Below are 11,402 nucleotides of genomic sequence, written 5' to 3'. Positions count from 1 at the left end.
GAACGGCAGCAGCAACCATGTGCAGCATCACAGTGATTCAGAAATAAAAATATGTACGCGGATTTTATCTTTTCCAGCTGAAAAGACAATGTTCACCCTTATACACGGGGAGGCTGGAAAATGCTGTGTAAAGGAAGATAGGGTGGTATTTCGTCATTCATTAGCTCCCGCATTACAGGCGCCTCGGCGGGCACTTTAAACGATAGTTGCGGTAAAACAGGTAATATGCTGGGAGGTGTAAGTGTAAAAAAATACAGGCAGGTTTTAAACGGCAGCTCCATGTCCTGCTGATAGTCTGCATCGTAGGGCTGTGGATCTACATAATGCATTTTAAAGAATGAGAAAATGGTAGTGCCGGGGCTTTCCCCTTTGTGCTTGATATAATGCTCCACCAGCAGTGGCAGTTTTAACACCTGCCCTGCTTCGGTAGTGCCCAGCAGGTAGAGGGCCATTAGAAATATAGCTACTGCTTTTCTCACGCGGTAAAGTTATAAAAAAAAGCGAGAACCGGTCATCTTCCATTTTCTTTATGCCGGTTATTCAGCAAGGATCACCTTTACTCCATGTTCTGTAAGCGTTTTAACGGTTATTGAAGCCAACCGCTCCATTGAAGCAGCCAATGCCATCCGGCGCCCGCTGCCAGCTAACAGCACCGGGAAGAAATTCTTCAGTAAAAAGAATATAAAATGTAAAGCGTCTCACAGCATCATTACTGTAAGACGCTTTTTATACGGCATCCACTCATGGGGTCTTCATTCGTTTTAAAACAATCGCTTTCCTGCGCTTCCAGCCGGTGATCACCGGGTCCTCGCTGGTCATTTTACCTTTGGCGTCTATCTGCCCCAGGCTTTTTGCCAGCGCCTGGCTTAACTTCGCGGCCTTCCTGTGCGCTTTCATCCAGGTGGCCCGGGTTTGATGCGCATGATCTTCCAGCGACTTTATCCCTTTGTTGATAGTATCCAGTTCTTTTTTATACGCCTTTTGTTTACGGTAAATGATCATCAACCGGTTGTAAGCAGCAATAGTGAGCGGATCGTTGGAAAGGGCCTCGTTATATTTTGCAATGGCGCCAGTAAAATCATCCTCCGACTCCAGTTGCCTGGCCTGCTCCAGTAAGCTTTTATGTGAAGTCTTCTCTGCCATGAGCCGTTCTCATTAATGACCCTGCAGGAAGTTGATAATATCCTGTCGCATAGGGCCAGCCTTTTTAATGGCGTCTTTAATTTCCTGGTGGGTTTTAGCCGGAAACTGCTGATGCAGGTATTCTACCTCAGACGGATCCTGGCTGTCTACACGGATATCATCCTGTTTTCCCACATTTTTTTTATCATCTGCCATAACAATGAAATTTAAGTGAAAGATGAAATTGTTCTATCTCCCAGCGTCACAAATTACATGCCCTGCCGGATGATAGCCGTGATGCTGTAATTGCAGCGGGACCATGTACAGTATTGGAGAAACAGCGCCTCAAAATGTAGCGCCTGTACATCGCTGCCGGGCAGAAAGGCAAGCCAGAGGGTGGTATTGCTAAACGGATTATTATTTGATAGGCATTGATATACTAACCCGTATCTTATGTTTTATCTGAAAGCGATCGCGGCAGGCATATCCGGAACTCTGCTGATGACAGGGGCCTTATATCTTCTTACAGCAATTACTGGAAAAAATTACAAGGTGGTTGGCGTACTTGCGACCATGGTTACCAATCATACCAGGGCTGGTGGCGGCCTCACACATAAACCGGCTGATCTTGTTACCGGTATTATGCTGCATTATCTTATCGGGGTATTTTTCGCGTTTATCTATTTTTACCTGTGGAAAGCAGGTGTAGGAGATCTGACCATTCGTTATACTATTATACTTGGTTTATTAACCGGCATTTTTGCCATGGGGTGGTGGCTGGCATTTATCCGGCTTCATCCAAATCCTCCGGCAGTTCCGGTGGTGTCGTACGTAACAGCTGTGGGCCTGAGCCATGTTTTATTCAGCCTGGGAGTGATGATCATTTATCGTTTATAGAAAAACAGCGCTGTATGGAATAATACAGCGCTGTTTTTTTATTAGTTCCAGACGCCGGTAGCGGCTGTTTTCCGGGCATATTCGGAAAAATCCCGTGGAGCGCGGCCTAATGCACGTTGCACTCCATCACTGAGATGGGCATTACGGCCATCCAGTACTTCAGTAAACAGGTAGGTAACCAGCCAAATGAAATCGTCGGGGATATTATATTCAACGAGCATGGCCTTATAGGCGTCTGTTGAAATGGCTTCATACCGGATAGGCTTGCCTGCCGCTTTGGCTATTTCCTGTACAGCTGCTTCAAAGGTCATCAACCGGGGGCCGGTGAGCTCGTACAGCTCGCCGTTATGGCGGTCGTCTGTAAGCGCAGCCACTGCTACGTCCGCAATATCATCCACATCAATAAAGGGCTCTGCCACGTTTCCGGCAGGAAGGGCCACATGGCCGGCCTGCAGCGGCTCCAGCAGGTATCCTTCACTGAAGTTCTGGCTGAACCAGGCGCACCGCACTACTGTCCAGCTGATGCCACTGTTCATAATGATCTGCTCGCATGCCTGCGCTTCTTTTTCTCCCCGGCCAGACAGTAATACTATTTTCTGTACACCACTGCTCACAGCCGCATCAGTAAAGGCACGGATAGTTTCCGTGGCACCGGGTATGGCCAGATCGGGGTGATAGCTGAGATACACAGCGTGTACACCTCGCAGGGCCGGTTTCCAGGTAGATTGATCTTCCCAGGCAAAAGAAGGATCAGCAGAACGTGATCCTATACGAACAGGCCAGCCCATTTCTGTAAGTTGCGCTGCTACCCTGCTGCCGGTTTTACCGGTGCCGCCCAATACGAGTACGGTCTGTTTTGTGGTATTTGCTGTTGTCATGATCTTTTTTTCTCAAAACTACTATGCCGGGCTCCGGGAAAATAGAACAAAACCGACACCGGGATATTTTTTCCGGGGGCCGGCAGCAAATAAATAAATATGGGCACTGATAATACCCCTCACTGCTAACGCAGCAACCATTACCTGTTATTAGCATTCATCAACCGCTCAAGTTCTTTACCGGTAATAGCCAGCACAGTACCATGCCGTATTCCTTCCGGCATGGATAACTGATCCGACACATCCCTCCATGTTTTCATATCGGTGGATTCTACAGCACCATAACGGTGTTGGGTATACTTATCAAAATACACGATCCATTTACCGGCGGTATGCAGTGCGGTGGGCCCTTCCGCCCAGTATTGGCCCGTGATGGGCGGGGAAGGCTTACCATAGCCACCGGTCAGGGTTTTGCTTATGGCAATACGGATATTTTTCTGCGGAGGCATTTTTGTTTCGTCTTTCAGGAACATTATAAACCGGCCTTTATCCGGAACTATACTGGCGTCGATAACATTGAAGCCCTGGTCGTACAACAATTTTGCGGGGCTGAAGTGCTGAAAATCTTTCGTGGTGACGTAATACAGCCGGTGATTATAGTTACCATCGCCGGTAGTGTCGCCGGCGGTAAACCGGCCCGGAATAGTGGTGGCCCAATAGATCATATATTCCCTGCGACGGGCATCATAAGTGATTTCCGGCGCCCAGCAGTTCAGTGCCCCGGGTTCATGCGCCATTACGGGAATTTCCTTTTGGACGGACCAGTGCAGTAGATCGGGCGATGAGGCATAGCCTATTCCTTTCTCCTTCCAGCTAACCGTCCATACCATATGAAAGAGGCCATCTGCCCCGCGGATGATGCAAGGGTCCCTCATCAGCTTGTCTCCCCCGGCGGTAGGGGTGAGCAGGGAATGGTCGTTGTTCAGCGCCTGCCATTTATAACCGTCCCGGCTATACGCCAGGTGCAGGCCATCCTGGCCGTTATCTTTAAAATAAGCAAATAAATAAACCGCATCCTGCGCGGTTGCACTTGACAGGAGTGCTGATAAAAAAATAAAAACGAGTATTTTCTTCATAAAGGACGAATATCCTTAAATATACGCTCAGGGAGCATTTTTTTAAGAACAGCATATATTATTTCTGTCAACTTCCTATATTTACCCTCAATTTATCCAACCGCTGCTATCCCAACTGCTCATGAAGAAAACTATTACCCGCGGAAACATGTTCCGTCAGCTAAAGGCGGACCTCGGAGGTAAGGATTCTTACCGCGGAGTTACGCTTACCTATACATGGCTGGCAAACCAGTTTGGTCACTTTTCACTCGGATTTATTCCTGCTTTCATTGTATACCTGGTACTGAAGAATCATATGGATGAAGTCCGCGCCGCACTTACTGCAGCCTGGTGCATCAGCGCGCTGTGGCTGGTTTTTGAGGCCATTAACTTCCTGTGGCCACTGACCATCGGGAAAAAAGGGGGTGTAAAATCATATGTATTCCAGCCGGCATGGGGCAACGTGGCTTTTGATACCGTCACAGATCTGCTGTTCTTCTGGCTCGGCGCATTTTTCTGCTCCCTGCTTTGCAAAGATACCACAACTGCCAGGGTGGTGGTAGTGGTAACCGGTGTGCTGCTGGTGTATCCTACCTATTACTGGTATCTTACCAAAATGTACCTGCAAACGCCGGGCTATCCATTCCAGTTCCGGCTTAGCCAGTGGAGCACCGAACAAATTGCCCCGGAAGATATAAACCTGATCAGGCGGTTCCTCGACAGTAATACACAGGGCATGCACCTGTTCCTGTTTGGCCCCAAGAACAGCGGCAAAACCAGCCTGAGTGTGGCTATTGCCACGGAGCTGTCTATCCGCCACTACTCCGCCGTTTACACTTCCGCCATGAAGCTGTACTGCATGTTTTATGAACAGGACGACGACACCACGGCTGATGTGCTGTGGACCTGGAGAAAGGCATCGATCCTGGTAATAGACGATATTAACCCCGGCGATCCTGTTAAGGAAGACCTTATCACTTCAGAGAGGTTCCTCAGTTTCGTGGATGGCTCATCCACCAACGATATTAACAGGACCGCACTGAAAGACACCAACGTAATATGGGTGCTGGGCAATGATGATGAGGACCGGAAACTATCTGCCACCTGGCAGAATATGCTGCACAGTATAGGAGTAGAAAGGGAAAAAATGCTTTTCCTTAACCTGGAAAGATATGCGCCGAAGAAAAAACCGGCTAAGGCAGAATATGGTTTGCAAATGCAAAGCTGATCAGGTGGGTCAGGCTTTTTACATTGAAACGCTTATACATCGGTAAGATCCTTTTTTCAATGGCAGACTGTGATACGCCAAACCTTGCCGCAATTTCCTTAAAAGAATAGCCTTCAGCCACCAGGGAAAGAGCGTCTTTCTCTTTCTCAGAAATGGCATAATAGCGGAACAGCTGCTTGTTCAGCTCTTCTTCGAACTCGGATTTCTCCGGTCCGTATGCCGCATAACGCATTACATTGCCGAATTTGATGCTCTCATTTTTCTGGGAGTGGCCTATAATACTGGTCACCTTACCCTGCTCGGTTGTAAATACACCTACTTTGGAAATGAGGGGCACAGGAGTACCATTCTTATGGATCTTTTTCAGTTCTATGGTAAAGCTGTATGGTTCGTCCCCTATATATTTGTTATGAAGGAACATCAGGGCCTTGTCGTTCAGTTCATTGGAGAAAGGAGCATATTCAGGCGCGGTAATATTTACAATGGTGAGCATGCTGATCTCATTGTCTGCATAACCCAGCAGGTCTTCCCAACCGTCGGCATACAGCATCCTGTTCTCCTTAAAAGAATATATATAGATGGCTTCATCCGCAAACCGGCGGACCGTATTTTTATAATGTAATGCTTCCGGGCTGGTAAGATCAGCCGGTACATCTGTAATAAATGCTTTCGAATAGCTTCCAAACGCCAACTTATCAGGATGCATCTTTTTGATGGTAAAAATAATAAAGAATAGCTTAACCTGCGAATTTTCGCAGTTGATTCTCCTTCTTCTGCGTTATACTTTTGTGCCTGTAATACAATCCTTTATGGATTAACAGGAATAACAGCTAATGGCCTTTTATCCGGAGATCCCCTCAAATGCAGATCTGGCAACGATCTGTATGGCAGTGGTATCCCCAGTAACACCCCAATGTTAAATTTAAAAGTGTGTCTTAACGCCGTTGTTTCATAACCCGGCCCCATTCAATAAATACAATGTTCCCCAAAACCGGTGCAGTAATACAGAACTGCACCGGTTTTTCTTTTATTTACCGGCTTCCCTTTCTGCGCGGAAAGAGCCATTCGGCTGCATGGAAATTAATGCCACCACCTTGTCTTTATCATCCTTTATAAACCTCACCCTGAAGTCTTTAAGTTCCAGTATCCGGAAAGTGGTGTTGTCTGTAGCTTCCAGCGTGTACACCGGCTGGCCTGGTACTTCCATTATCAGCGCTTTGGCATCCGAAAGTCTGATCGTTACCGACACAGACCCAATCTTATAAATACCCTTAAACTGCTCCAGCGAAGCAGGAGGCAGTACTACCGGCCGGGAAACACGCTCAAATATAACCGGGTCGCCGTCATAATTAAAACTTAACCGGTCAATCTCCCCGCTGTTATTCATCAGGAACTGTATCCGCATATTCGACTTATACTTTACATCGATCACAGTATCCGCAGCATCATAGGGAGAGAAGATGTTATAGTCCTCATGGTTCAGGTACCAGGTTATTTCAGGGAATGTGGCAAACAGGGAATCTTTCTTAACAGAAATATTAAAATCCCCGTAGGCATTATTCTTAAACACTCCCGCAAATGCTGTTAACGGATGTGTAGCCGGGTGTGGACTGAAAGAAGAATCTGTAAAGGGCTTTGGTCCCTCCTCCCCTTTATGTTGCTTTTCTTTTGGCTTCGCCTCTCCGGCAATACCCAGCAACCGGTCGGTGATCAGGTTGGTGACCTTCGTCGGTATAGCGGAATTATTCTGGTTGCTCAGCACCACGATACCGATACTGTCTGTCGGATAAAAGGTAGTTAGCGCAGTAAATCCGTCTATATTCCCGCCATGCTCCACCCGGTAGTGCCCCCGGTAGGAAAGCAACATCCAGCCAAGACCATAATCGGCAAACTGTACATACGGGGTTTTCTTGTCTGGCAGTCCTCCGGGGATGACCATCTGGGGAGAAATTGCTTCTTTCAGATAGTCTGCAGGAATGATTTCTTTCCCGTTATACTTTCCTCCATTGATCCAGGTAATGAGCCATTTAGACATATCCGTTACCGTGCTGTTGATAGCGCCGGCAGGCCCCATAGCAATAATGGCGTGATACTTCTTTTCTTTGATCTCATTTTTATCGGTTAGCTCGTACCCCCGCGACGCTTCTTCCGAAGCTGCCAGGGAAACAGCGCCAATGGATGATTCGCTCATACCCAGCGGTTGAAAGAAGCGGTTGGTGATATTCTGTTCCCACGACTGCCCGGTTAACTTTTCCGCCACCATGCCCTGTACCATAAACATAAAGTTATTGTATTGCCAGCGTGCCCGCAACGGCGCATTGGGCTTCATAAAATGTATCCGTTTCAGCAGCGAGTCCCTTGAATCGGTTTCAAAAAGATACCAGGACAGGTCGTAACGGGAGAACCCTGTCCGGTGGCACATCATATCACGCAGGGTTATCTGGGTGTTAAGATAAGGATCTGAAAAATCCAGCGCCGGCAGGTAAATGGTAGCCGGCTTATCAAAATCTACCTTTCCTTCCTTACGTAACCCGCCCAGCAAGGCACTGGTAAAAGCCTTGGTACAGGAGCCGATAGCAAACCGGGTATGTGCTGTAGCGGGTAATTTACGGGCTACATCCCGGTAACCGAAGCCCTTTGAAAATATCACCTGGCCTTTTTCCACCACTGCCACCGCAAAGCCAGCCCCATTTGCTTCCTGCAAAATACCGGCTAACGCTGCATCTATCTTTTCGAGTCTGTTATTTTTAACGGGAGTTTGGGCAGTAGCCACTGCTGCCATAGTTAAACAACACAGGCTGGAGATCCACCTGTTTATTATAGGTACCATCATCGGGTTAATGTATTACTATATAAGATTACAGTAAATAACCGGATTAAGCAAACCCTCCTCCAGGCCATCTTTAAAGTGTTGTTATTTTCGCATGTAACCGGATACAGTAATGGTACGTGAATCCGTCATGCAGGCATAAAAGTCGGGGTTACGGACCGCTGCTGCTGCCGGTATCAGGGCGGTGAAAGTATTGTTTCCCGCTGCAACAGCATTTGCTTCTGTCCAGTTCCGTACCTGCCAGCTGACCGCCGGTTCACTGTAGTACAGTTTAACGGCAGCCACATTGATCCCTTCCGGCAAACTAACGTGCATGGTTACCCTCATACTGCCATCTGCCTGTGCGGCCACATTGCTGATGGTAATTTTACCAAACGGGCTGCCGGTGTTTTTCAGGTAATAATCGAAGTAGCTGTTTTTCATAAGGTCACTGTTGGCCGCAATCACATGATTCAGGTTAGGCGTGATCACCAGGTTCTTTACCGGGCTGCCCGATGCTTCGATGGTGGCACGCACGGCTTCCGGCCAGAAATAGGTATCGTTGGACGGTGATTCTATAAAATAGGCTGCGCGCATATTACCCGCGCGGCGGCCAGCATCAAATGTTGCCAGCCATACTTCACGGTCGTGCATACTTAACCGTTGTATAATATTAGCCCAGAAAGAACCCTTATCATAGTAACCGCATCCGAAATGCGAATAGGCAGCTGTTACCTTATCACCCAGCAGCCCACACAAAAGCGTAGTGCCATAGCCGCCCCACGATGACCCCATGATACCCATCCGGGCGGGGCTCACATTGGGCTGTGAGCGAAGCAGGTTGAATGCCTGCAGGTTGGCAATGCCTGCATCTGCCAGTGTACTAGCAGCAGGTGTGGGGGTTACTGCAAACCGAGGCGCTTCGCCTGCCGGTTTCCCTTTCCAGGGGCCTGATGAATAAGGCGTTTTCCCTGTTCCGCAAATCCCGGGCTGATCAATGGTAAGCGTAACATATCCCCGCGCAGCAAAGGATTGCGCATATCCAAGCATGCCTTCCGCATTGCTTCCTCCTCCATGCAGCATCAGGATGCCCGGATAAGTGCCCTCCCGCTGTGGATAACACATAATACCAAACACGATGTTAACACCATTGCGCGAACTGAAAGTGAATTTCTTCGTGGTGATTGCAGTAGCGCCTGATCCGGAATTTTCCACACTGATGGTACTAACAATTGCCGGGATGCTGCTGAGGTAAGCCGTAAAAGGATCGGCCGGCTGATCCTGCGCCCTGCCCTCCGGCAAACAACGGAGCAACAGGAAAACAATTAAAAGCAAACGGGTCATTCTTAATCTGATCATATATTTTAAATAAACGTTGGCGCAATCATTTACCTGGCAGGTAATAACAAGCAACACTAGCAAAATGCCCGCTACTGTATTGCAAAGAAAAGCGGGATGTATTAACGGATTTCTTAACAGATCAATTAACAGGCGGTTAATTTTCATAAAATCCTGCCGGAAAATATTTCTTCTCCCTTTTGTCCAATTTTGAAGGCCCCGATCTTTATTAAGGTATAAACAACCTGTTAACACATAAAACACGATAACAATGGATACTTTCCTTCCTCCTATCGACCAGCCCAGGAGCCTGGTAATGAAACTGGTTTATTTTCTTACACGCCGGCAGTTCGGTAAAGTATTGACTCCGCTGAAAGTACATTCCGTCCGGCTACCGGTGGCTTTAACATAAGCCCCGCCACTTTTAACCGTATGGCGGAATACTACTCAGACCGGCAGATCTGTGAAATCGTTTGGCTGGTGGCCAGCGAACATCTTTACAATATTACCAACATCGGTTTGAATATTCACTCCGATATGCTGTGCGATATCAGTAAAAGAAAATCCTGAAGGAGGAATACGCGGGGGAGTTATTTCCCCCGCCATGCGCCCAATCGCCGGACAATGACTATTTTTACGGCCTATGAGTAATTATGCCATTAAAACAGTGCTTGTACTCGGCGCTAATTCTGATGTAGCCAAAGAAGCGATATTACTATACCTGGAGAAGGGCTACCATGTTATTGCTGCCTCCCGCAGCACGGAAGAAATCGCGGCGTTTATGAAAGCCCGGAATGCCGCTGCACATCAGCTATCCATCTGTTACTTTGACGCCACTGCATTCAGCGATCATCCGGCATTTTATGCAGCACTGCCCTCCAATCCGCATATCGTGGTATACGCAGCAGGCTTCCAGGTAACCAATGAACAGGCACTGGCAAACTGGGATGGCAGTTACCGGATGATAAATGTGCTCTATGCCGGCGCTGTATCCATCCTTAATATCATTGCCACAGATACAGCAAACACGCATCTGGAACGCATCATTGGCCTGTCGTCGCTTTCCGGTGTGCGCGGCCGCAAAAGCAATTTTGTGTACGGGAGCACCAAATCGGCATTTACCCAATACCTGGCGGGGTTACGCCAGTATCTCTTCACCCGGAAAATTATTGTAAATGTAATTATATCAGGATATATCCGAAGCAAAATGACTGCAGGACTGGATCTCCCGGAATACCTGTTAATGGAGCCGGCCTTTATTGCCCGTAAAATAGTGAATGCCGGCAGCGGCTTTGCAATAGTGCCCGGGAGCAAATGGAAGATCATTTATTTTATACTGAAGCATCTGCCGGAAAAACTGGTGGCGAAGCTGCCCTGAACCAGCCGGTATTTATACACCGGTTTCTTCATCTATTTTACCATCTGTAAGATGAATGGTATGATCTGACCTCCTGGCAATATCTTCATCATGGGTAACCATTAATATCGTTTGTCCTTTTTCTGACGATAATTTTTTAAAGAGATCAAACACCACTGCTGAATTATAGCTGTCGAGATTACCGGTAGGTTCATCTCCCATAATAATCAGCGGGTCATTGATCAATGCCCGCGCAATAGCTACCCGTTGCTGCTGGCCGCCCGAAAGCAGGGAGGCCCGTTTATTTGCCTGGTTATCTACCCCCAGTAATTTAAGCAGCTCCATGGCACGGTGCTCTGTTTCTGCGGAACTGTATTCCCCGAGTTTAAGCGCAGGGAGCATCACATTTCTTAACACCGTAAATTCAGGTAAAAGATAATGGAACTGGAATACGAAGCCAATATGATGGTTCCTGAAGGCGGCCAGCCAGGAATTACCTTTTCCCTGCATCTCTTCTTCATTAATACGGATACTGCCTTCAAAGGCAGTGTCCATGGTAGACAGCAGGTAGAGCAAGGTAGATTTTCCGCTCCCTGATTTACCGGTAATAGCAACGAATTTTCCTTTTTCTATATCAAAGCTCACATTATTCAGCACCTGCATCTTTGAAGGCTGCAGGAAATATTTATTTACATTTCTTACGGAGATCAGGTTCATG

14 protein-coding genes are annotated in these 11,402 nt (G+C 47.6%); 5 read left to right on the top strand and 9 right to left on the bottom strand.

Going from position 1 to position 11,402, the window contains the following annotated elements; all coding sequences use genetic code 11:
• Positions 1-98 precede the first annotated feature (98 nt).
• The 3 genes from ABIE50_RS13025 to ABIE50_RS13015 form a co-directional block, all read right to left on the bottom strand.
• Complete coding sequence (locus ABIE50_RS13025) at positions 99-479, bottom strand: hypothetical protein (RefSeq protein WP_209860940.1); 381 nt, start codon at positions 477-479, stop codon at positions 99-101.
• Positions 480-741: 262 nt separating this feature from the next.
• Positions 742-1,143, bottom strand: coding sequence for a tetratricopeptide repeat protein (locus tag ABIE50_RS13020; RefSeq protein WP_209860942.1), 402 nt, complete (start codon positions 1,141-1,143; stop codon positions 742-744).
• A gap of 12 nt (positions 1,144-1,155) precedes the next feature.
• Complete coding sequence (locus ABIE50_RS13015) at positions 1,156-1,338, bottom strand: DUF3606 domain-containing protein (protein WP_209860944.1); 183 nt, start codon at positions 1,336-1,338, stop codon at positions 1,156-1,158.
• A 237-nt stretch (positions 1,339-1,575) separates the two neighbouring features.
• Between ABIE50_RS13015 and ABIE50_RS13010 the strand changes: the two genes are divergently transcribed.
• Positions 1,576-2,019, top strand: a complete 444-nt coding sequence (locus tag ABIE50_RS13010; protein ID WP_209860946.1) for a hypothetical protein — start codon at positions 1,576-1,578, stop codon at positions 2,017-2,019.
• Positions 2,020-2,060: 41 nt separating this feature from the next.
• Here ABIE50_RS13010 and ABIE50_RS13005 read toward each other — a convergent pair whose 3' ends face one another.
• Together ABIE50_RS13005 and ABIE50_RS13000 are read right to left on the bottom strand one after the other, a co-directional pair.
• On the bottom strand, positions 2,061-2,897 hold the full coding sequence (locus tag ABIE50_RS13005) for an NmrA family NAD(P)-binding protein (RefSeq protein WP_209860948.1): 837 nt from the start codon (positions 2,895-2,897) through the stop codon (positions 2,061-2,063).
• Between the two features lie 140 nt (positions 2,898-3,037).
• Complete coding sequence (locus ABIE50_RS13000; RefSeq protein WP_209860950.1) at positions 3,038-3,973, bottom strand: glycoside hydrolase family 43 protein; 936 nt, start codon at positions 3,971-3,973, stop codon at positions 3,038-3,040.
• 121 nt (positions 3,974-4,094) lie between these two features.
• Between ABIE50_RS13000 and ABIE50_RS12995 the strand changes: the two genes are divergently transcribed.
• On the top strand, positions 4,095-5,180 hold the full coding sequence (locus tag ABIE50_RS12995; protein WP_209860952.1) for an ATP-binding protein: 1,086 nt from the start codon (positions 4,095-4,097) through the stop codon (positions 5,178-5,180).
• Here the strand turns inward: ABIE50_RS12995 and ABIE50_RS12990 are convergent.
• The 3 genes from ABIE50_RS12990 to ABIE50_RS12980 form a co-directional block, all read right to left on the bottom strand.
• On the bottom strand, positions 5,146-5,886 hold the full coding sequence (locus ABIE50_RS12990) for a LuxR C-terminal-related transcriptional regulator (protein WP_209860954.1): 741 nt from the start codon (positions 5,884-5,886) through the stop codon (positions 5,146-5,148). The two genes, ABIE50_RS12995 and ABIE50_RS12990, sit on opposite strands and share 35 nt — an antisense overlap.
• Positions 5,887-6,207: 321 nt before the next feature.
• A complete protein-coding gene (locus tag ABIE50_RS12985; protein ID WP_209860956.1) occupies positions 6,208-8,013 on the bottom strand; it encodes a serine hydrolase in 1,806 nt (601 codons plus the stop codon).
• 81 nt (positions 8,014-8,094) lie between these two features.
• Positions 8,095-9,348 (bottom strand): alpha/beta hydrolase family protein, encoded by a 1,254-nt coding sequence (locus ABIE50_RS12980; protein WP_209860958.1) that lies wholly within the window; start codon positions 9,346-9,348, stop codon positions 8,095-8,097.
• Positions 9,349-9,598: 250 nt separating this feature from the next.
• Between ABIE50_RS12980 and ABIE50_RS12975 the strand changes: the two genes are divergently transcribed.
• The 3 genes from ABIE50_RS12975 (at position 9,599) to ABIE50_RS12965 (ending at position 10,705) form a co-directional block, all read left to right on the top strand.
• Positions 9,599-9,739, top strand: coding sequence for a hypothetical protein (locus ABIE50_RS12975; protein ID WP_209860960.1), 141 nt, complete (start codon positions 9,599-9,601; stop codon positions 9,737-9,739).
• A gap of 20 nt (positions 9,740-9,759) precedes the next feature.
• Positions 9,760-9,897: a carboxymuconolactone decarboxylase family protein gene (locus ABIE50_RS12970; RefSeq protein ID WP_209860962.1), complete on the top strand. Its 138-nt coding sequence runs from the start codon at positions 9,760-9,762 to the stop codon at positions 9,895-9,897.
• Between the two features lie 73 nt (positions 9,898-9,970).
• Positions 9,971-10,705 (top strand): SDR family NAD(P)-dependent oxidoreductase, encoded by a 735-nt coding sequence (locus ABIE50_RS12965; protein WP_209860964.1) that lies wholly within the window; start codon positions 9,971-9,973, stop codon positions 10,703-10,705.
• A 12-nt stretch (positions 10,706-10,717) separates the two neighbouring features.
• Here the strand turns inward: ABIE50_RS12965 and ABIE50_RS12960 are convergent, their stop codons facing one another.
• Positions 10,718-11,401 (bottom strand): ABC transporter ATP-binding protein, encoded by a 684-nt coding sequence (locus tag ABIE50_RS12960; protein WP_209860966.1) that lies wholly within the window; start codon positions 11,399-11,401, stop codon positions 10,718-10,720.
• Position 11,402: the final 1 nt, after the last annotated feature.

The sequence above is a fragment of the Chitinophaga sp. OAE865 genome, assembly GCF_040546735.1.
In the GTDB taxonomy this organism is placed as follows: domain Bacteria; phylum Bacteroidota; class Bacteroidia; order Chitinophagales; family Chitinophagaceae; genus Chitinophaga; species Chitinophaga polysaccharea_A.
The sequence above is the reverse complement of the archived record's forward strand: the minus strand, read 5'-3'. Positions and strand labels throughout refer to the sequence as shown.

Coding starts and splice junctions, on each gene's coding strand:
- ABIE50_RS12990 (WP_209860954.1), bottom strand. CDS start 5,886: ATGCATCCTGATAAGTTGGCGTTTGGAAGCTATTCGAAAGCATTTATT.
- ABIE50_RS13010 (WP_209860946.1), top strand. CDS start 1,576: ATGTTTTATCTGAAAGCGATCGCGGCAGGCATATCCGGAACTCTGCTG.
- ABIE50_RS12985 (WP_209860956.1), bottom strand. CDS start 8,013: ATGATGGTACCTATAATAAACAGGTGGATCTCCAGCCTGTGTTGTTTA.
- ABIE50_RS13020 (WP_209860942.1), bottom strand. CDS start 1,143: ATGGCAGAGAAGACTTCACATAAAAGCTTACTGGAGCAGGCCAGGCAA.
- ABIE50_RS12995 (WP_209860952.1), top strand. CDS start 4,095: ATGAAGAAAACTATTACCCGCGGAAACATGTTCCGTCAGCTAAAGGCG.
- ABIE50_RS13005 (WP_209860948.1), bottom strand. CDS start 2,897: ATGACAACAGCAAATACCACAAAACAGACCGTACTCGTATTGGGCGGC.
- ABIE50_RS13015 (WP_209860944.1), bottom strand. CDS start 1,338: ATGGCAGATGATAAAAAAAATGTGGGAAAACAGGATGATATCCGTGTA.
- ABIE50_RS12970 (WP_209860962.1), top strand. CDS start 9,760: ATGGCGGAATACTACTCAGACCGGCAGATCTGTGAAATCGTTTGGCTG.
- ABIE50_RS13000 (WP_209860950.1), bottom strand. CDS start 3,973: ATGAAGAAAATACTCGTTTTTATTTTTTTATCAGCACTCCTGTCAAGT.
- ABIE50_RS12975 (WP_209860960.1), top strand. CDS start 9,599: ATGGATACTTTCCTTCCTCCTATCGACCAGCCCAGGAGCCTGGTAATG.
- ABIE50_RS12960 (WP_209860966.1), bottom strand. CDS start 11,401: ATGAACCTGATCTCCGTAAGAAATGTAAATAAATATTTCCTGCAGCCT.
- ABIE50_RS12965 (WP_209860964.1), top strand. CDS start 9,971: ATGAGTAATTATGCCATTAAAACAGTGCTTGTACTCGGCGCTAATTCT.
- ABIE50_RS12980 (WP_209860958.1), bottom strand. CDS start 9,348: ATGATCAGATTAAGAATGACCCGTTTGCTTTTAATTGTTTTCCTGTTG.